Origin of the sequence: Shewanella sp. MEBiC00475, from assembly GCF_005234075.1 — a bacterium.
Taxonomy (GTDB): domain Bacteria; phylum Pseudomonadota; class Gammaproteobacteria; order Enterobacterales; family Shewanellaceae; genus Shewanella; species Shewanella polaris.
Window position 1 is genome coordinate 1,844,808 of sequence record NZ_CP039928.1, and the last position, 19,942, is coordinate 1,864,749.

The 19,942-nt window shown below is 40.2% G+C and carries 16 protein-coding genes; 11 read left to right on the forward strand and 5 right to left on the reverse strand.

Annotated features, from left to right (window positions below):
• Window positions 1-2: 2 nt before the first annotated feature.
• Window positions 3-614 carry a tRNA-uridine aminocarboxypropyltransferase gene (locus tag FCN25_RS08135; protein ID WP_137223654.1) on the reverse strand — a complete coding sequence of 204 codons (612 nt, stop codon included), beginning with the start codon at window positions 612-614 and terminating at the stop codon, window positions 3-5.
• A 103-nt stretch (window positions 615-717) separates the two neighbouring features.
• Between FCN25_RS08135 and FCN25_RS08140 the strand changes: the two genes are divergently transcribed.
• Window positions 718-1,683 (forward strand): putative porin, encoded by a 966-nt coding sequence (locus FCN25_RS08140; protein WP_137223656.1) that lies wholly within the window; start codon window positions 718-720, stop codon window positions 1,681-1,683.
• Between the two features lie 76 nt (window positions 1,684-1,759).
• Here the strand turns inward: FCN25_RS08140 and FCN25_RS08145 are convergent, their stop codons facing one another.
• Window positions 1,760-2,965, reverse strand: coding sequence for a multidrug effflux MFS transporter (locus FCN25_RS08145; protein WP_137223658.1), 1,206 nt, complete (start codon window positions 2,963-2,965; stop codon window positions 1,760-1,762).
• A gap of 126 nt (window positions 2,966-3,091) precedes the next feature.
• Between FCN25_RS08145 and FCN25_RS08150 the strand changes: the two genes are divergently transcribed.
• The 5 genes from FCN25_RS08150 to FCN25_RS08170 all read left to right on the forward strand — a co-directional run bounded on the left by FCN25_RS08150 (window position 3,092) and on the right by FCN25_RS08170 (window position 11,367).
• Window positions 3,092-4,075 carry a LysR substrate-binding domain-containing protein gene (locus FCN25_RS08150; protein WP_137223660.1) on the forward strand — a complete coding sequence of 328 codons (984 nt, stop codon included), beginning with the start codon at window positions 3,092-3,094 and terminating at the stop codon, window positions 4,073-4,075.
• 766 nt (window positions 4,076-4,841) lie between these two features.
• Window positions 4,842-6,698 carry a multiheme c-type cytochrome gene (locus FCN25_RS08155; RefSeq protein ID WP_137223662.1) on the forward strand — a complete coding sequence of 619 codons (1,857 nt, stop codon included), beginning with the start codon at window positions 4,842-4,844 and terminating at the stop codon, window positions 6,696-6,698.
• A 341-nt stretch (window positions 6,699-7,039) separates the two neighbouring features.
• On the forward strand, window positions 7,040-7,432 hold the full coding sequence (locus FCN25_RS08160; RefSeq protein WP_137223664.1) for a hypothetical protein: 393 nt from the start codon (window positions 7,040-7,042) through the stop codon (window positions 7,430-7,432).
• Between the two features lie 880 nt (window positions 7,433-8,312).
• Entirely contained in the window at window positions 8,313-9,143 is an 831-nt protein-coding gene (locus FCN25_RS08165) for a PstS family phosphate ABC transporter substrate-binding protein (protein WP_137223666.1), read from the forward strand.
• 10 nt (window positions 9,144-9,153) lie between these two features.
• Window positions 9,154-11,367, forward strand: a complete 2,214-nt coding sequence (locus tag FCN25_RS08170) for an EAL domain-containing protein (protein WP_137223668.1) — start codon at window positions 9,154-9,156, stop codon at window positions 11,365-11,367.
• Window positions 11,368-11,852: 485 nt separating this feature from the next.
• On the opposite strand, the gene FCN25_RS08175 is transcribed toward FCN25_RS08170, so the two are convergent.
• Both FCN25_RS08175 and FCN25_RS08180 read right to left on the reverse strand, forming a co-directional pair.
• Window positions 11,853-13,313 (reverse strand): tetratricopeptide repeat protein, encoded by a 1,461-nt coding sequence (locus FCN25_RS08175; RefSeq protein WP_137223670.1) that lies wholly within the window; start codon window positions 13,311-13,313, stop codon window positions 11,853-11,855.
• Between the two features lie 32 nt (window positions 13,314-13,345).
• Window positions 13,346-14,068, reverse strand: coding sequence for a hypothetical protein (locus tag FCN25_RS08180; protein WP_137223672.1), 723 nt, complete (start codon window positions 14,066-14,068; stop codon window positions 13,346-13,348).
• Window positions 14,069-14,238: 170 nt separating this feature from the next.
• On the opposite strand from FCN25_RS08180, the gene FCN25_RS08185 reads away from it, so the two are divergent.
• Together FCN25_RS08185 and FCN25_RS08190 are read left to right on the forward strand one after the other, a co-directional pair.
• Window positions 14,239-14,784 (forward strand): DUF2780 domain-containing protein, encoded by a 546-nt coding sequence (locus FCN25_RS08185; protein WP_137223674.1) that lies wholly within the window; start codon window positions 14,239-14,241, stop codon window positions 14,782-14,784.
• A 141-nt stretch (window positions 14,785-14,925) separates the two neighbouring features.
• Window positions 14,926-15,378 (forward strand): TerB family tellurite resistance protein, encoded by a 453-nt coding sequence (locus FCN25_RS08190; protein ID WP_137223676.1) that lies wholly within the window; start codon window positions 14,926-14,928, stop codon window positions 15,376-15,378.
• Window positions 15,379-15,390: 12 nt separating this feature from the next.
• Here the strand turns inward: FCN25_RS08190 and yjeH are convergent, their stop codons facing one another.
• Window positions 15,391-16,674 (reverse strand): L-methionine/branched-chain amino acid transporter, encoded by a 1,284-nt coding sequence (gene yjeH / locus FCN25_RS08195; RefSeq protein ID WP_137223678.1) that lies wholly within the window; start codon window positions 16,672-16,674, stop codon window positions 15,391-15,393.
• Window positions 16,675-16,847: 173 nt separating this feature from the next.
• On the opposite strand from yjeH, the gene FCN25_RS08200 reads away from it, so the two are divergent.
• The 3 genes from FCN25_RS08200 (at window position 16,848) to menH (ending at window position 19,940) form a co-directional block, all read left to right on the forward strand.
• Window positions 16,848-17,276 carry an Lrp/AsnC family transcriptional regulator gene (locus FCN25_RS08200; protein WP_137223680.1) on the forward strand — a complete coding sequence of 143 codons (429 nt, stop codon included), beginning with the start codon at window positions 16,848-16,850 and terminating at the stop codon, window positions 17,274-17,276.
• A gap of 106 nt (window positions 17,277-17,382) precedes the next feature.
• Complete coding sequence (gene menD / locus FCN25_RS08205; protein WP_137223682.1) at window positions 17,383-19,122, forward strand: 2-succinyl-5-enolpyruvyl-6-hydroxy-3-cyclohexene-1-carboxylic-acid synthase; 1,740 nt, start codon at window positions 17,383-17,385, stop codon at window positions 19,120-19,122.
• A complete protein-coding gene (gene menH, locus FCN25_RS08210; protein WP_137223684.1) occupies window positions 19,122-19,940 on the forward strand; it encodes a 2-succinyl-6-hydroxy-2,4-cyclohexadiene-1-carboxylate synthase in 819 nt (272 codons plus the stop codon). The genes menD and menH overlap by 1 nt, the downstream gene beginning before the upstream one ends.
• Window positions 19,941-19,942: the final 2 nt, after the last annotated feature.

The following is a 19,942-nucleotide window of genomic DNA, read 5'->3' on the forward strand; positions in this document are numbered from 1 at the left end:
ATCTATCCTTTGATGTTATCGACGTTATACCGCGCACGCACCTGAGCAGGCATAGCTGTTAACTTATGTTGCACCATTGCGTTAAACACTGCAAATATTGGTGTAACATCCACATTTGGATTTAATGCAATCAGCGTGTGAGCAGCCGCTTCCAAAGTTGATAAACTGTCACTGCGTTTCGCTTTACGAATGATATATTGCGACTCATCCTCGACCTCAAGGTGAAGCGACGGATAATCACCTAACCACGGATTAAGCTGTAACATTCGGTACGCCTTACGCCAAGTACCATCGACTAAAATAATAATGGCAGCCTCACTCGCGCCCGCCTCGGCCACTGTTTGGCTGTGCTCATTTGGATAAACCACATAAATTGGCTTGGTTTGCGCCGCTAAATAATGTTGCAGCTCAACAAAGTCCTCCGCCACCTCACCCACATAAATCCGGGTTTGCGGCATCGCCAGTTTCAATAACCTAACAGTATTCTTAGCATGACCCACTTCTGACGGGTGTTGCATTATCATCACTTCAGTTTGAGATGATACGCGTTTTAGCGCATAGCAAACACAGGCTGACTCTGGGTATTGGCAATGGATACAATAACTTCTGCTCATTTTTTGTCTTAAATTTTGTTGCAAATCTGTTGTTGCAAATATGTAAAGTTGAGTTCATTATACTTCGCTCTACACCATAATACCTCAAGGAAGAACCATTACTATGACTAGAACAAAGATGTCTGTGGCATTAATGCTCGCATTGGCCACAATCCCTGTATATGCAGCCCAAGATAATACCTATCACCACGAAGCAGAAATCGGTTTTTTAGACTCATCAGGTGAAGCGGATGGCCTAGTTAACGCCAATTATCGCTATTATTTTAAAGCGGTTGAACAAGCAGATAAGCCATACGCATTGGCGGGATTCTTTAATCAAGGCTCAACTGTTTCTGCGCGTTATGCCACCACTGACTTCCAAGATTTATATAACATCTCTGGAGAATACGTTTTTGACTCAAAATGGTTTTTGGGGGCTGGAGTCAACCAGTTAAATGCAGATGATGCTGTATTTGACATCACAACATACGAGATTAGTGCTGGATATTTTTTTAGCGAACACTCAAAGTTATCCTTGAACTACGCTACCAACTCAGAATCAGAATCTAACAATGGCGCATATCTAGAATATGAATTTGAATCATATTTTAGCCAAAACATTGATGCTATCACGTTAACTTACGAACATTTTATTCCATTACAATCAACCGCTGGAGTGTTTATAACTGGGGCTGTAGGTTATCAAAACCCACAATATATCAACAACGAAATGCTCACTCAAGTTGATGGCTCAACTCCGACTATAGTGCAAGATTCTAAAATAAACTTTGAAAATGACATTTATACTGTTGCAGTGTTTGCAGATTGGTATATCAATAACGCATGGTCAGTGGGTGCGACTTACTACCGGACAGATGTAAATACTGATTTCAGCAGCAGTAATATTGATTACTCAAATAAAAGTAGCCACAGCAACAACATCACTGAAACTGGTTTAAATACACGTTACTTCTGGCATTTTTCAGATGTATTTTCGGCTAAGTTTTCGCTAGAACATTATTTCGATAATGGTGAGTACAATAGCGATTCAGAAACTAATATTGGCATTGCCATAAATGCTCGTTTTTAAATAAAAATTAAAAAAATACCCGCTGAATGTGGTTAGCACTCAGCGGGTTAAAGGTGACATTAATCATGTCGTTTATTTAATCGTGTTGTAACTGTTCATGGTGTAGGTGACTTAAACGTTTCATTGCCATTATGATCAAAAATATCGCACTAAAGCCCCCCATAACAATTGATATTGCGTAAGGCGCTGGTAAATCAGTTAGTTGGATCAATGCCGTCAGTATTGACGCGCCACTCATCTGAATACACCCTAACATTGCCGTCGCAGTTCCTGCTCGCTCACCGAAAGCCGACAACGCCATACTGGTTGCTGGGCCGAGTAAAATGGCAAAACCAACACACAAAATCATCATGGGAGCCATAAATGCCACCGCGCCAGCTAATCCTTCATGGGGGCCAACAAAATACATCGCAGCTTCGACAATGGCGGCAATCAACATTAACGATAACGCCATCAGCACACCAGGTCGATTCCCAATACGCTTAATCAACACTGGAGCGGCAAAACAAGCCACAATATTTACCGCTGCATTAAGGCCAAATAAGCCACTAAAGGTCAGTTCTGAAACACCTAAATGTCCAATTATCCACACTGGAGCATAAGACACGTAACATAAAATCGATGCCATCGCGATCATGCAACAACTGGCGTAGAACATAAAATGAGGATCGCCAATAACTGGTTTATAGCGGTTCCAACGGTATAGAGGCCCTGAACTGTCAGTATTTAAGGGGCGGGTTTCAGGAAAGCGAAATCCTACAATAAACAATACTAAAACGGCATATAAAGTCATAAAAATAAATGTTGAGCGCCAGCCAAATTGCAGGGCTAACAATCCACCTAAGGTTGGTGCGAGGGCAGGAACAACACAAATGGCACCATTAAGATAACTGTACATCGATACACTTTGTTTACGATCATAACAATCACGAACAGCACTAAATACTACAATAGAAGTGGAACAAGCTGCCAACCCTTGAAAAACACGGGCAATCTGCAACCATTCAAATTCAACCGCATAAGCACCTAATAAACTACTTATGCCATAGAATACAATTCCAAATAATGCGACAGGCCTACGACCAAAACGATCCGCTAATGGGCCAATTAGAATTTGCCCAATACCCATAGCAAACAAAAACAACACTAAAGTAGACTGCACTTCACCGTTAGAAACACCATATTCCAATGCCATTGCAGGCATAGATGGGAGATAAATATCAATGGCTAATGGGCTTAACAGCACCATAAACATTAATAGTGGTAATAAATTACGACGCATGTATTTCTATCTCTCAAATTTTAAATGCACAAAGGTCACCCTTAATAGGGCGCTATAATAAGTCAAATGGAGGTATGAACAGAAATGATATAAAATCCTAAGTGAATTTCCATTTGAGAATATCACATGAATTTAGATAACCTTGCTAGAGTCGATCTTAATCTGCTAGTGATTCTTCAAGTTTTACTTGAAGAGCAAAGCGTTACCCGAGCAGCACATCGGTTACATGTTAGCCAATCAGCGGTAAGTAAAAGCCTTAATCGTTTACGACAAACATTAGACGACCCGCTCTTTCAACGTACTGCACATGGATTAAAACCAACCGCTCATGCAGATGCGTTAAGACAAAAATTACCGCAAATACTTCAAAACCTATATCAACTCACTCAACCCCCCACTTTCTATCCAGAAAACAGTAACCGCCATTTTTCTTTCTCAATGGTCGAAAGTGCCTATGAAACACTAATACCTTATTTTATCGGCCCCTTGTTACAGCAAGCCCCACAAATAAAGCTAGACTCTTATGTCTGGACAGAAAAATCGATGCAAGATTTACAACAAGGACAAATCGATTTTGGTATTGCTGGTCGAGACATCCATCCACAAACCGATAGCAATATTGACCAAGTACCAGAAGGTATTGAGTCTCAAGTCCTATTTAACGATCATCAAGTTTGCTTGGTGCGCAAAAACCACCCTATTTTACAAAAAGTAAACACTGGGCATTGGGATCAAACTCACTATCTTACTATGTCCCATGTACAAGTAAGATGTGAAGGCAACGATTGGTGGGCATTAGACTATCACTTAGCCAACTTAGGCTTACATCGTAACTTATCAACCACAGTGCCAGACTTTTATGGTGCAGCCAGCGTTTGTGCCAATACCGATTTAATTTTTACCTTGCCATCGAGCTTTGCTAACCATGCACAAAAACTATATTCGCTGGTATCCATTCCATTACCATTTGAATTTATGCCAATGGCGTATGTACTTTTATGGCATGAGCGAAATAATCAAGAACCAGGGCATAAATGGTTTCGAAATATGATTTTCAGTAGTGTCGAAAAAGCCATTGCCAATAATCGTATTGCTAAAAAAGGTCGTTAATATTTTTAGGGAATAAATAGTGCCTAATTTCACTATTTATGAACTTTTTGCCAATTAATTACTCAAAACCATTTAATGATAATACCCAGGAAAATCAAGCAAACCACATGAGCTAATGTGTAAGCTTAGCCTCACTTAGGGGTGAGGATGTTGAGATTAAATAGCATGCATAAATTCATTCAACGACTGAGAAAAATGCGCCCAATAGCTGTATTTACCACAGCGGTCACGATCCTATTAGCTTTTCTGTTGCTACTACCGTTAATACTCTTGTTTATTTTGGTTGGTTTCATTGGCATGACCCTATTAAGTCGCCAATACATGAAGCCCCATCGTTCAGCTTCATCATCGCCTTTTTTATCATCTCACTCACAAAATAATAAATATCATAACCTTCATCATGAACTTCTAAATCATGAACAAGAAAAAATCATAACCTCACGTCAAAATAGTAGAATAATTAACCTGTAGAGAATTAAGATTAACGCTTCTGATTTACACTAAATATATTCTTACCTATTAATAAAACATCCCGGCAGCAAAACCATTATAGATAAGTCAGTGACATAGACTCTTAAATTGCCGCTTGGCTTTAATTATCTAACGTCACCGTTTTTATTGCGTCCCCCTATTCAATATCTATTCAAGACTAAGCCTACTGGATTTTGATCACATAAATGAAACAATATTTTTACATACCTCTATTTATATACGATAGTAATAACACACTATAAGCAAGGTTATTTCAATGATATTTAAGGAATAAATGATGAAAATATTCTCTCTCATTGCCATATCTGCACTATTTGCAACCGTTACATTAAATGTAAATGCAGAATGGGATGAAGATAAAGGCTGTATGAGTTGTCATAATGGCATCGAACAATTTTCAGAAGTCGCTGGTATGGCCGATCTAACGTGTGTTGATTGCCATAATGGCGATGGTATCGCCACTAACATGAAAGCAGCGCACACGGATATGTGGGCCAACCCAACAGACTTACGAGTGATAGACAAAACTTGTGGCAGTTGTCACTCTGATGAAGTTGATAACGCGAAAACCTCTATTCACGCAACGATGGCAGGAATGATCTCAGGCACACGTTATAATTTTGCAAGCCAAGATCGCAATGCAATTTATGCCACCTATGATGTCAAAGCTCTGAAAACTGGCCGCGAAGGTACGGTAGATAGCCTAACTCAAATACCAAGCTACGACCCGACTAAGCCAGAGTCAAACACAAACTCCCCTGGTGATGATTACCTTCGCAACCAGTGTTTACGTTGTCATATATGGAGTGACGGCCATCAACGTGATGGTGATTACCGAGCATCAGGCTGCGCGGCATGCCATGTTGAATACAGTAACAATGGCACCTATGAAGGTGGCGATAAAGCCATAGATAAAACCCAAAAAGATCGCCCTCGCAAGCATCAACTGACAAAAAAAATAACAGTTGATCAATGTCAGCACTGTCATAATCGGGGTGGACGTACTGGTGTGAGCTATAAAGGTATGATGGAATCTGACGGTTATGGTACACCTTATACCGAAGACGGCGACAAGCAAGGTAAGTTGCATGGTAAACATTACAACTTCCTTGAAGCAGATTTGCACTATGATGCTGGTATGAGCTGCATCGATTGTCATACTAAAAACGAAATGCACGGTGATGGTTATTTATACACAAAAAAAGAGCATGCCTTAGAAATTCGTTGTGAATCTTGTCATGGTACACCTACTACCGAAGCCACATTAAAAACCTCACGCGACGTACCATTAAATAATCTTAAACGCGAAGGGAAAACCGTTACCTTAACCACTAAAAACGACGGTAAAAAGTTAGATGTACCGCAACTGAACAGCATAGAGCTGTCAGAGGAAGGCTATGTTGCTATGGTGAAAATTGCCAGCCACATGGAAAAAATGGAGTGTTCTACCTGCCACGCAGCATGGGCACCACAATGTTATGGTTGTCATGCTAAGCAAGACGTCGGTAAGCCTAATGGTGATTGGTTAGAAGGTACAGGTGATGATTTATCAAAACAAGGTAATAAAGGTAACCTTGCTAAAAATGCCTTTAGTTGGAGTGAATCTCGCTCTTATGTACGCTGGGAAACACCAGCATTAGGTATTAACCATCGAGGGAAAGTATCCACTTTTGTGCCAGGTTGCCAAGTATTTTTAACCCAAGTTGATGGCAAAAAGTCTATCGTGAGCAATAAAGCCTACACCACAGTAGATGGTACCAGTGGTATTTCTCATAACCCTATCCAACCTCATACGATGAGTAAAAAATCACGTACTTGTGAAGAATGTCATACCAACCCTAAAGTGTTGGGCTTAGGTAGCGGCGTATACGATATCAACAGAAACTTTCCTGATGGAAAAGCCCCTATCGATTTTGAACTAGAACGTTTTGTTGATGAAAATGGTAAACAACTTCAATCAACATCACATGAAGGGGCTCGTCCATTTAATAAGCAGGAAATGGATCGGATCAGTCGAGTTGGCAGCTGTTTAGCTTGCCATGGCAGCGATGAAATCGGTGCCACAGGTAAAGCGCCAGATGATGTCACTCATAATAAAGTGCTAAGGAAATTGGCTGAAAAAGAACAATAATCATCCAAATAATTGAGTAATTAGCTATATCCCAAAAGGGTAAACATAAAGTTTACCCTTTTTTATTGTCATTAACGTAATTCTCACCACGTACTTTAATTGAGCAAAATACTCAATAAATACGACGTTTTAGTTTTATCATCATTGCCCTGACGAAGATTCATCATTGTTATTTCAAGGATCAATCAAATGTAATGTTTATTCTGGGGTAAACATTAACCAGGTTTAACGTGACATATTATGTCTATATATTGCAAACTGTATTTTAAATAATCGTTACTGATGTATAGGTAACGTTTTTCAGGCACTCATTTTCAAGCTAAGTGCATTCAGGAGTTACTATGAAATTTAATCAATCATTCCACACTGCCAATTTAAAAAATCGGTTCTCGACTATGAATCCAATTTTGGCATTACTTATGCTATTTAGCATCGCATTCACCACCATTGTGCTACTACCATTTTTATTGATGTTGGGCTTATTAAGCTTTATTACCTTCCAACTTTTCGGCAACAAAATCTTGAGAAGTAAAGCCTTTGCCCAATCTGGTAATAACCAATCTCATTATAACCATTCAACTCATCGTGAATCACAGACTCAACAAGGTCACTTTTCCCAAAGTAACGCCAATGTGCAACGCGAAACAACAGCGCCTTACGCAGAGATGTTTACTCGAGCTAAAACCAATCAGTCTCAACACACCGGCCGTACTTTTGAACACCAAGCGGATTAACAATTACACTAAGCGCTGGATACGCTTAGTGTAAGATGAATGAGTAATCCACATTAACCAAATAAGCGACACTTGTAACCAAGTGCCGCCTATTTGTTTTTATACAGCTTTGACCACAGAATATGGTTCAACCCTCCGCTAAAGCGTGTTCTTTTATCCTACCCCTACATAGCAACCAAGACTGGTTGAAACCGATAAACTCTACTTCCATCACTCGTGTCCACTTATTTAAGTAAGTTTTTTTATCGGAGATATTAAAGTGTCGTCGCACTTCTGATTTCACATACGTCTTTATTAACATATTAGATTTTTTAGCTACTAGGAATCTGACGACCCATTGTTTCTCGTGAATATTAGAACCAAGGTTTACCCGAATTCATCACAAAAATCAGAGTCTCTATAAAATGGCTCACTACCGTTATGATTTAGGTCGTCTTACATTTTATATAAGAGGTTTTGAAATTTATCTGCCATTATAAATTGTGTAGACACTTATTGATGAAGATGTTTACTGATAAAGAAAAGTTACTGTCGGCCGATTTATATAGATATGATATTAATTATTCATGTCGACTAATAATCTATTTATTGACCTTTTTCGTACAAGCCTTACTTATACTAACCATATTTGTATAGGTAACATGTTTTCGCTATAAGAAAGTGAATAAATTGATGAATTTTAAATGGTCAAATACTCACCCGAATAGTGTTTTAAAGTGCTAGAGTGATTGTAATTACACCACTTATGCATGATATGACTATACTCGTTAATGAGATAACAACTCTGAGTGCAGATAACAGGATTTAAACACTTACCATATCTTTAAGTAACTGATAATAAATTGGATATGGTTATTGATACAATAAAAAGAGGGTGATTATGTTTTTAGCATGTAAAAAATGGATAACATTATCCTGTTTTTCGCTGGCCTTCTTTAGTGTATTTTTCTGCTCATCTGTATGGGCAGAAAATATTATCATTGGTGGTACAGGAAACGCGCTAGGTACAATGCAGATACTGGCCAAAGCATACCACGAACGTAATCCAGACATACACATTACTGTTTTGCCCAGTATTGGTAGTAGCGGTGCAATTAAAGCCGTGCCTCGTGGTAAAATAGATATTGGGTTAAGTACTCGCCGATTCAAAACAACGGAATTTACAGCAGAGGCTAGCGTAACTGAATACGCTCGTACCCCCACAGTAATTGCGGTATCAAATAATTTAGATGTTACCGATATCTCTATTGATGAACTTGTTGATATTTATAATGGCGAACAAACCGTATGGTCGAACGGAGATTTAGTTCGCCCAATCATCCGTCAACATGACGATGACAATACCAAACAACTGGAACAACTGTCCCCAGAACTAAAAAATGCTATCGACTTTGCAGAAAAGCGCACAGGGCTATTATTTGCATCTACCGACCAAGAAACTGTCGAAAAAATTGAACAAACTCCGGGTAGTTTCGGTGTAACAACCTTGGCATTAATCCTTTCTGAAAAAAGATCTATTCATGCATTAAAGCTAAACGGCGTAAAGCCAACAGCAAAGACTTGCATTGTAGGTAGCTACCCTATTATCAAACATTTCTACTTTATTCTTCCCAAAAACATTCCGGGTTATGTTGCTGACTTTATTAGCTTTGTTAACTCTCCAATAGGAAAAGAGATTTTGGAGAGCAATGGAAATTATATACCTGAATAGGTTGAATTAGATGCTATCTACTCAAGATACCCGACTGGCGAAGACGTTAACCCATTATGCACTGTTAATATCCTTACTGGTCGGTATTAGTCTGCCTGTAGGGTACGCGCTAACGGCATATAACGACCTAACAAAATCACTCAGCTTTAAAGCTAAAATAAAAGCCAATGCTCAGGCTGATTTAATCACAACCCTTCCAGACACATGGATGTATGCTGAAAACCGCTTACAAGGTGTACTCAGTAGAGAGCCAGTGCGATTGGACAACGAATATATTCAGATACTCGATCCAGAAGGAGAAACCATCACTTCATCTGGGACGGCTCTAACCGGTTTAACGGTGCAACGCAGCTATCCACTTTATGATATTGATAAAATTGTTGGAAATATCGTTGTTAGTGCATCACTTTCGACGCTATATAAAAATATACTGTTAGCAATCCTATTTGGTTTCGTCTTAGCCTTACTCATTTTACTTGTTCTACGCTTATTGCCTATCAGGGCACTTCAACAAATTTCAGACGAATTATATACCGAAAAAGAGCGGGCTGTAACCACGTTGCATTCTATTGCCGATGCAATATTACTCTCTGATATTAATGGCAATCTTATCTATTTAAACTTGCCAGCAGAGAAAATGCTTGGCAAACCATTCGCAGAGTTAAAAGGAAAGAGCATAGCAGATTATCTTCTGCTCACAGATATGCACACTGGATTTGCAATTGACAGCACCCTGCAAGAAACCTTACATTCTGGCTCTGTAGCGACTTGCAACGAACGTAGTATGCTCGAAATATCGGGAGACCTCAAAATCGCAGTCGAAGAACGGTCAACGCCTATTTTTGACCAGAGAAAGAAGCTTGTTGGGGGTGTTTTATGTTTGCGTGATGTCACTGTTGCCCGAGAATATCTTGAACGACAATCATGGGAGGCTACACATGATTTGTTAACGGGATTAGTCAATCGCCGTGAATTCGAAAACCGAGTGACAAAGGCCATAGATAATACAATTGACAATGGCCAAACATACATCGTTTACTACATGGATCTCGACCGCTTCAAAATAATAAATGATTCATGTGGGCATAGTGCAGGAGATGATGTGCTCCAACAATTATCTCGCATCATGTCCTCCAAAATACGTGCAAACGACACCCTAGCCCGTCTTGGAGGTGATGAATTTGGTTTAATTCTTGAGTGTTGTGATGAAACTAGAGGAAAATTAATAGCTCAAACGTTACTCAATGCCATTGAAAAATTCCAGATGGTCTGGGAAAAGCAAATATATACAGTTGGAATAAGTATAGGCTTTACCGAAATAGTGAATGACAGTTTTAGCTGCAAAGAAATTATAGGTCAGGCTGACTCTGCGTGCTATTGGGCTAAAGAGCAAGGACGCCATCAGGTATGCCAATATAAAGAGAGCGATATAGAATTAGCCGACAGACGAAGCCAAACTGGATGGGTAGGACGTATTAATTCAGCCTTGAAAGATGACAGATTCGTTCTATACCATCAAATCTATCGTTCCCTTACTTTAAATGATGAATCATGCTTACACCTTGAAGTCCTTTTAAGGATGGTATCGAATGAAGGTGAAATCATTCTTCCTGGTCATTTTCTTCCGGCTGCAGAGCGATACAATCTAATCACGAAAATTGATCGTTGGGTAATCAATAAGGTGTTGTCTGGATTCCACCTTTTGCAGAAAATTCATCAGAACAAGACATTGATAGTCAACATCAACCTGTCAGGATTGTCTATTAACTCATTGGATTTATTTGAATATATCAAACATAAAATTATAGAATATAATATCGAACCACAATGCCTTTGCTTTGAAATAACAGAAACATCAGCGGTGAAAGACATGCACTCTGCAATCGAGTTCATCACAGCATGTAAAGAAATAGGTGTTAAATTTGCGTTGGATGATTTCGGTACAGGCTCAAGTTCTTTTGGATACCTAAAAAATCTACCCGTTGATTATCTGAAAATCGATGGTAGCTTTGTCAAAAATTTAGAAAATGATGCGGTCGACCGAGCGATTACTCAAACCATTAACCAAATCGGTCATATCATGGGGAAAATTACCATTGCCGAATTTGCAGAAAATCAATCCATTATAGAAATACTTGATGAAATGGGAGTTGATTTTGCACAAGGGTACGGAGTATGTAGGCCTATCCCATTGTTTCCTGATAACGACTTAGAAAAGGAATAACTTAACCTTAGTAGCCTTAACCTAAATAATGGCCATTTAATACCAATCCGCATTAGAATTTGCTCTTTTAGCGAAAATTATCAGTGAGGTATTCGAGGCAGCCTTTTGAAGACATAGTCGTTCTCGGCAACTGCTCCTGCGTTGCTCTACCTCCTGCATCCATGCAGTCGTACGTTAAAAAAGGCTAACAAAGAAGACCACTCTGATAAATTCGCCCTTCGGGGCTGTGTCACAACCCCCATTACGGCTTCAAATGACTTTGATGTAGAAGACTACACCTACAGTCATTTTCATTGTACTGGGCCTAGTGACGCAACCTAAAATAGATCATATTCTAATAAGGATTGGTATAAGTGAGCCTTAAATTGAAAAGCTTGCACCACTCTTAATTGTTCAGAAAATTATTGAGCATGGTATTAACACCCTGAGCGTGATGTACTTCTAGACAATAGGAGGACATGCCATCGTTGAGGCAACAACATGGCTTATCCAAGAAAGCGTTTAGCTTGTTGTAAAGCAGCCAATTCCGCTTCTGTTGGATTAAGCGCAATCACACTGTCAATTTGCATCAATAATGACTGCCATAATGGTTCGATGACTTGTCGTTGAATATCATCAGCATGCAAGTTTGCTTGCTGTAATAAATACGCAGCTTGCACCACATCAATACGACCTAAAATTCCGTCAGCTAAAGCCACACTCAATTCAATCATTGCGGTGACATTACGGCCATACTTAATCACTTGATGTAAATAGTGTTCAGCCGTTTCAAGTTGTTGCTGACTGGCAGCGTCATCATGCAAAATATCACTACCACAGCGTAACATTGCATCTAATTGACCTTGCTCTGCGGCTTCTTGCATCCATTGCTGACTTTTAGTTATATCAACATTACAACCTTGACCTTGCTCCAACATTAACGCCAAATGATATTGTGCATGAGGATAACCCGTTTGTGCTGCTTTATTTACCCATAAGTAGGCTTGTTCGAATTGTTGATGTTGATAAAACAATACCCCAAGGTTTGACATTGCTTCGGCATTTTCCGCGTTCGCGGCCAAGGTTAGTAATGTTTCGGCTTGGTTAATGTCAACCTCGAATTGGTCACTTCCCACCAGATAGAAGAAACCTAACAAAGCCTGGGCATTAACCACACCTTGCTCCGCCGCTTGTGCAATAAACCGTTCACCCTCTGCTGAATTTACCTTACCGCTGTAACCATGTAGTAAGCTCACGCCATGTTCAAATAATGCAGTTTGATGTCGCCCTGATGCAAGACTAAACCAGTGAGCAGCTTGCGAAAATACATCCGCTGAGGTTTGCTCGCTTGCCATTGAAGCGTTTGAGCTTGAGTTTAAGGTTTTTGATATTGTTGAACTTGCATCGTCAATGCTTTGCGCCAAAGCATGTTCCTGTTCTTGCAACATCAAGCCTTTGGCTTTAAGTGACATGCCAACTAAATACTGGGCCTCGGAGTCATTCTGCATCACTGCGCGATAACATAAATCGCGACCAGCATAGGAGTCAAAAGCTTCAAATTGATAATGGGGTGCAGTGCAATGACGTAAAGATTGATACAGTTTTTCAATTAACTGCAAAATATGATGAATCGACTTTTCAGCTATATTAATAAGCTGAACTTGAGTTAAATGATATTTTTCAGGATGGGCGCCGCGATTACCGTCAGTGCGGAGACGGTGTAACGCCCGCACGGCTGCAACATCAATCACCCGCTGCTGATTTAGCTGTTCGATACGATCATATAAGTTTGCAGAGGTAAATGTTATATCGTGCAGTTGAGCCAATTGAGCGGCCAGCTTATGAGTAAAGCTCCTAATATAAACGAGCGCTTGAGTAGGAATATCGCGGACATAGCTTTTAGCTAAACGGTAATCATCACTCAACTCAGTAGAAAAACCATTAATAAACTCAATATCATTTAACAATGGCCTCTCCTTTTTGATCGTTAATGGAATACTTATCCTTCAGCGTTATCAACATCCGGTGTTTTACGATTAACCATATACAATCTAAACAAAGCGATATTAACAAACAAACCTAAGAACGAAAAAGTCACCTCAACCACTAGCTGCAGCGGAAAGCCAACTTGCATCGCAACTTGTGAAAACATACCCGCCAATAGAGACAATGGTACGTATAACATTAATACCGCAATGGTTTTAATGGTAATTGGCCCACTAAATTTAAAGCTACTCTTAATCGCTTCAAATGGCGTTAAACGCTCAACCACCACCATAAAGTTCACATAAGCTAAGCGAGAGAAAAGGTACAAGCTTACAACTAAGCCAATCAACCACAATGGACCAAATGCAGCAGAAATCATTACTGGCGCTAAAATAGCTAAGCCAGAAAATACCCCTGCCAGTAATAGCGGTGGTACAAACGGAAAGCTCGCTTTTAATATTTGTCCTGGCGCAAGATCATGGCCTTGAGAGCGTAATTCCAAATACAGAGTTAAAGCAGCAATTAAAAATGAAAAGACCAACAATAGCACCATCATTGCAGCAGCATGTATCGCGCCAAATTGCGGATTTTCGACATCAGCCTGGATCATTTCATTACCAAGCCAAAGTTGAATAGCGACTTGGATTAACAGTAATGGCAAAGTCAGTACGGCAAGCTGACGGATATGGTTTCGAAAAAAGTTAAATGCTTCAGTCAAAATGGCAAACAATGACATTTGGGTTCCAGTAATCTATTAACGGTGAATATGGCGCTTAGGATACCCAAAAAAAATCCATTTTGCACAAGTCTAATGAGTAAAAAGTGTGATCTGTTGTCGTATTTATATAAATCAGGTTAAAATGACGCCTAAGTTTAGCTATTAAAACACATTACAGGGCACGAATTATGAAATTAGCATCCGCATTACCGGTACTTGTTACCGTCTTGGTATTTTCTACACCAGCCTCAGCGGGTTGGTTAGACAGCGTGACTGAAATGACTAAAAAACCAGTAACAGAACAAGCTCAAACAACAGTGCAATCTGAAACCACCGAGCAATCAAGTGCCTTAGTGGGCAGCGTCATGTCACAACTTGGTTTGTCTCAAAACCAAGCAGAAGGCGGATTGGGGTCGTTATTGAGTTTAGCCCAAACCAATTTAGGTGTTAACGATTTTAGCCAATTAACCAGCAGTATTCCTAATGCAGACAGCTTACTCGCTGCTGTGCCTGCATTATCATCAGATAGTGGAATGTCAGGATTATTATCACAAGCGGGTGATTTAGGCTCAGCATTACAAGGCAGCGCCATGGTGTATGATGCTTTTGAAAAGCTCGGTATCTCAAAAGAATATATTACCCCTATGGTTGATATTGCTAAAAACTATCTACAACAAAGTGGTGGTGATGGCACAGTAGATTTATTAATGAAAGGTTTAGGTTCAGTCTTATAATCTTCATTAAGATGGCTAATCATTAGTGGCTCACCAGTAGCCAACAAATATTGCGTTAACATTATTTAATCCCAAGCCATTCGCTTGGGATTATCATTTTTGCTAGCATCAAAATGAACACGACTCTTTGACGGAATAATTATGATCGCCAAACTAAAACAATTTATCCAATTACATATGCAAGAAAGCACTCCTGAAGATAAGGTGATGCACCTCAATCTTGCAGCGGCAACACTATTGCTTGAAGTGGTATACGCCGATGAACACTTCGCAGAAGAAGAAGCGGTATTGTTACCCGAAATGCTGATTAATACCTTAGACATTAGCCCAGAAGAAGCCACTCAACTGGTTAACGAGGCCAAACACAGCCATCATAATGCGACATCATTGTTCGAGTTCACAGCTGAGATTAACAGTCAATTTAGCATTGAAGATAAGCAGAAGTTACTGCTTTCAATGTGGCGATTAGCTTATGCTGACGGCAAACTGTCAAAGTATGAAGACCAAATAATTCGCCGTACTGCTGATTTGTTATATTTAAAACACAGCGAGCTTATTCAAATGCGCAATATTGCGATTGAATCCAACGATTAAATATTTGCTGAATTAACCTTCGTTATTATTCAGTAAATATTTTCGAGTAAGATGTGCTTTTTGCCACCACATAAAAGGGGCTATAACCAGCACCAATACCAGTGCATAAATCATATTACTGCCAAGTGCGATACCTAATCCAATACAAAACAAGCAACCTGCAATAACTAATGGTAAATATCGCTTGCTGAGTAACTTAGCTGCTGACAACATAGCTAATAAGTAAATAATCACAAACACGCCATTACTCCAAGCAATTAAGTCTTCTAATTCATGTTTGCTATAAAAGGTCACTACAATGACAATTGCCATCGCGCCTAAAATGGCAAACAAGGCTCTAAAAGGCACACCGTGTGGATTTAATTTATCAAAATAGCGTGGCAAAATACCTTCTTTACTAAAACTCCATAACAAACGAGCTGCACTGGCGGCATACACGTTCACCGTGGCTAAACCGCTGGCTATGCCCAGTATTCCAATAATATTAGCGCCATATCCATTTAAAAAAGTATTTGATAATAAATAATCAAATGCCAATATCATCGCTAAGCCTTCACCCTCAATAGGCACCATGAGTAATAGAAATGTACAGGCTAAATAAATAACGCCCACCAGCACAGTGCCCATCATCATCGCGGGTAACAAGTCTTTTTGAGGTTGGCGGAAGTCACTGGCAAGATGGGTCATGGCTTCTATACCTAAAAAGCTCCAAAAACCAATCCCCATTGCCAGCATTACCCCACTAAATTGCGGATGGCTGCTATGAGCAAAGCTTTCCAGCTGATCCACATTTAATCCACTGGCGCCAAACAATATGGCCACGACAGCAACAATCAGTAAAGTGAGTGCAAACTGTAATTTTGCCGACACTTGAATACCTTTGATATTCAACAGTAGTAGTACCGCGACAATAACTAACTCTGCAATTAATTGCCCAATCCCAGAAATCGACACTAGCGCATCTAAAAATTGAAAAGTCATTAAAATGGCTGCTGGCGCACCAATAGGAATAACCAATAAAAAGATTAACCCAATGGTTCTTCCCGCCGTAGCACCAAATGCTTTTTCAATAAAGTAAGCGGGGCCTGCTGCGTGTGGGAACCGACTCGCAAGTAAACCAAATACTAATGCAACGGGGATAATCGCAACCGTGAGTAATAGCCACGCCAATAACGAGGCTGAACCCGCTACTTCAATGGTCATTTGCGGTAAAATAAACACCCCGGTTCCTAACAAAGTGGTGGCCATTAAACCAGCACCTTGCCAACGTCCTATTGTTGCTGTCATTTGATTCATTATCTTATTCTTACTGTGATATATTGCGATATTATAAAGCTAAACAAGCAAACATTCTGCGGGTTAATTCGTGCAACTTGTTTTGCAAAACCGACAAATTGACGGAAAGAAAGCAAATTACCGACAAAATGACTGCGCGTAGTGTTAGTACTCAAATAACAGGAAATGATTCATTGGATAAATTTGATAAAGCGATTATAAGCGAATTACGCCTAAATGCTCGACAGAGTATTTCGTTTATTGCCCAACAAGTAAATTTATCACGCAGTGCAGTCACCGAACGGATTAAAAAACTCGAACAAACAGGCATTATCCGCGGTTATCAGGTATTACTGAGCGAATCGCAAAAACAAAGCGTATCTGCCTATTTTGAAATTCAACATCGTTGTGCTCGGTGCGCTGAAGTTATTCATATTTTTACCACAATACCAGAAATCATTACCTGCCAAGGCATTACTGGTGACATGGATTTATTGGTTTATGTGCATGCCAATTCAATGCAGCGACTGCATGAAATACGAGAGTATATTGATGCTCAAGCTGACATCATCAAAATTAAAACCCATGTCGTATTAAGTGAGTGGATTAACAATCAACCATAACCACCGTTTATTTGCAGCTTTGCAATAAAAATCTGCGCTAAATCTTAGATATAACGCTAACTTGGCGTTACACTAATATTCGTTATTTATATAGGTATGAGCCATTATGCAACAACAGACCAGCGCCGATATGAATTTGTTATGGGGTCAATTGATCCTCGAAGAACTTGCACGCTTAGGCGTTAAGCATGTATGCATGGCGCCAGGTTCTCGCTCTACTCCGTTAACACTGGCAGCGGCTAGCCAAACCCAACTCACACGTCATATTCATTTTGACGAACGTGGTTTAGGGTTTATGGCCCTTGGATTGGCAAAAGCCAGCAATGCGCCAGTGGCCATTATTACAACGTCAGGCACCGCGGTAGCAAATCTGTATCCGGCTATTGTCGAAGCGTGGTTAACTCATGTGCCCTTGATTGTTTTATCTGGCGATAGACCGCCAGAACTGATTGATTGTGGTGCTAATCAAGCGATAATTCAGCCAGCCATTTTTGCTCAATATGCTAAGCAAATTAACTTACCAACGCCAGATCTCGGTTATCCCGCCAATGCATTATTAAGTACCATCGATCATGCGGTAGCCAATCAACATCAGCCAGTACACATAAACTGTATGTACCGTGAGCCGTTATATCCAACAGAATTGATGACATTAGCCCATGTTAAAAAAACGGCTAGCGTTACCACAGCAACCTATCTTGCACCGTTGAATCAGTGGTTTGAAAATACTAAACCATTGACTCATTATGCGGGCCTTAATAGAGCCGAGTTACCGACTACAGACGCTTTAATGCGTTTTGTTCATGGTAAAGGCGTGATAGTAGTTGGCACCTTAGCCCCTGAAGATAATCCTCAGCAAATTATCGCATTAGCCCAAAAACTAGGCTGGCCAGTATTAGTCGACGCGCAGTCGCAGTTACGCCAGCATCCTGGTGTCATCGGCCACGTAGACCAGCTACTGTTAAACCCTAAAGCCAACAAACAGCTTGAACAAGCCGAACGGGTGTTAGTGTTTGGTGGGCGTTTTATTTCCAAACGTTTAATTCAATTTTTGGCCCAACAATCTTGGCATAGCTACTGGCAAGTGGTTAAGCATGGCGATCGCTTAGATCAGAGCCACCAACCTAAATCATTATTTCAAGCCAGTGTGCAGGCAGTTTGCCAATTACCTTGGTCGCGCTCATCACAAGCCAACTGGGCACTGCAATTATTACCAATAAATGAATCACTGGAGTCGCTGTTTAAACAACAAATCGACCACACCACTTTCGGTGAAGCTCAAGTCGTGCGCACTATTGCTTTGGCTCAAACAGATAACAACATACTGTTTATTGGTAATAGTTTACCTATTCGGCTTTATGATATGTATGCGCCAATTGCCACCAATACTCCGGCAATTTATACCAATAGGGGTGCATCAGGTATCGACGGTTTAATTGCAACGGCATGTGGTGTTGCGGCAGGCAAAAAAGTACCCACCACTCTTGTTATTGGTGACATATCCTGTTTACATGATTTCAATTCATTGGCACTGTTAAAACAAATGACTCAGCCATTTGTGCTGGTTATTCTCAACAATGACGGCGGTAACATATTTAATTTATTGCCAGTACCGAATGAAGAACTTCGTAGCGACTTTTATCGCTTAAGCCACGGTTTAGAATTTGGTTATGGTGCCGCCATGTTTGGTTTAGCCTATCGCCAAGTCGATGACATTGAATCGTTTAATGAAGCTTATCAGGAAGCTTTTGAATTTAATTATGCCTCAGTGATTGAGGTCAATGTCAGCCCGACACAAGCAAGCGATCAAATAGCTCAAATTAACCAGTGGGTGAAACAGCACTAATGGTGAAAATTCGTCGTTTTGGCCAACCACAATTACCGGCATTGTTGATGTTGCATGGTTTTCTAGGCAGCAAAGACGACTGGTCTATTTTGATGCCAGAGTTAAGCCAATATTTTCATTGTATTTGTATTGATTTACCTGGTCATGGTGGCAATGTTGACACCCTCGACTCGCCTGGTTTGCACCAAGCAGCTGAGCTAATAGTTAATAAAATGCACCACATGGGCTATCAACAATTCCATTTATTGGGCTACTCACTAGGCGGTCGTATAGCGCTGCATATAGCAAATGACTTTGCAGACTCGCTACTGAGCATCACACTAGAATCAGCTCATCCAGGCTTGCAAGATGCCAAGCAGATAGCAGCTCGAGCCCAAAGCGATAATCTTTGGGCTCACAAACTCCAACATTTACCACTAACGGACTTTCTCGGCCTTTGGTATCAGCAGGCAGTTTTCAGAGACTTAACTGAACATCAAAAACAGCAACTTATTACTTTACGTCAAATAAATGATCCACTTCGTTTAGCAAATTGTTACCTAACAACCTCACTGAGCTTGCAACAAGATTGTCGCAATGTGCTGGAAAAGCTGAGCTGTCCATGTCACTTTATTTATGGTGTTGATGATAAAAAATTCGCCCAAGTCGCGACTGATTGGCAGGCGACACTCGCCGTTACTAGTTCTAGTTCAGCAAACTTACAGTTACACCCATTGCATGCTGCTGGACACAATATTCATAGCTTACATCCGCAATTATTTACCGACACCTTACTGACATTATTGTGCTTAGATCCAATAGCGACTCTAAAGGAGTAACG

Excerpts from the sequence above, each read along its gene's own strand:
- FCN25_RS08135 (WP_137223654.1), bottom strand. The coding sequence starts at position 614 with ATGAGCAGAAGTTATTGTATCCATTGCCAATACCCAGAGTCAGCCTGT.
- FCN25_RS08140 (WP_137223656.1), top strand. The coding sequence starts at position 718 with ATGACTAGAACAAAGATGTCTGTGGCATTAATGCTCGCATTGGCCACA.
- FCN25_RS08145 (WP_137223658.1), bottom strand. The coding sequence starts at position 2,965 with ATGCGTCGTAATTTATTACCACTATTAATGTTTATGGTGCTGTTAAGC.
- FCN25_RS08150 (WP_137223660.1), top strand. The coding sequence starts at position 3,092 with ATGAATTTAGATAACCTTGCTAGAGTCGATCTTAATCTGCTAGTGATT.
- FCN25_RS08155 (WP_137223662.1), top strand. The coding sequence starts at position 4,842 with ATGATGAAAATATTCTCTCTCATTGCCATATCTGCACTATTTGCAACC.
- FCN25_RS08160 (WP_137223664.1), top strand. The coding sequence starts at position 7,040 with ATGAAATTTAATCAATCATTCCACACTGCCAATTTAAAAAATCGGTTC.
- FCN25_RS08165 (WP_137223666.1), top strand. The coding sequence starts at position 8,313 with ATGTTTTTAGCATGTAAAAAATGGATAACATTATCCTGTTTTTCGCTG.
- FCN25_RS08170 (WP_137223668.1), top strand. The coding sequence starts at position 9,154 with ATGCTATCTACTCAAGATACCCGACTGGCGAAGACGTTAACCCATTAT.
- FCN25_RS08180 (WP_137223672.1), bottom strand. The coding sequence starts at position 14,068 with ATGTCATTGTTTGCCATTTTGACTGAAGCATTTAACTTTTTTCGAAAC.
- FCN25_RS08185 (WP_137223674.1), top strand. The coding sequence starts at position 14,239 with ATGAAATTAGCATCCGCATTACCGGTACTTGTTACCGTCTTGGTATTT.
- FCN25_RS08190 (WP_137223676.1), top strand. The coding sequence starts at position 14,926 with ATGATCGCCAAACTAAAACAATTTATCCAATTACATATGCAAGAAAGC.
- yjeH (WP_137223678.1), bottom strand. The coding sequence starts at position 16,674 with ATGAATCAAATGACAGCAACAATAGGACGTTGGCAAGGTGCTGGTTTA.
- menD (WP_137223682.1), top strand. The coding sequence starts at position 17,383 with ATGCAACAACAGACCAGCGCCGATATGAATTTGTTATGGGGTCAATTG.
- menH (WP_137223684.1), top strand. The coding sequence starts at position 19,122 with ATGGTGAAAATTCGTCGTTTTGGCCAACCACAATTACCGGCATTGTTG.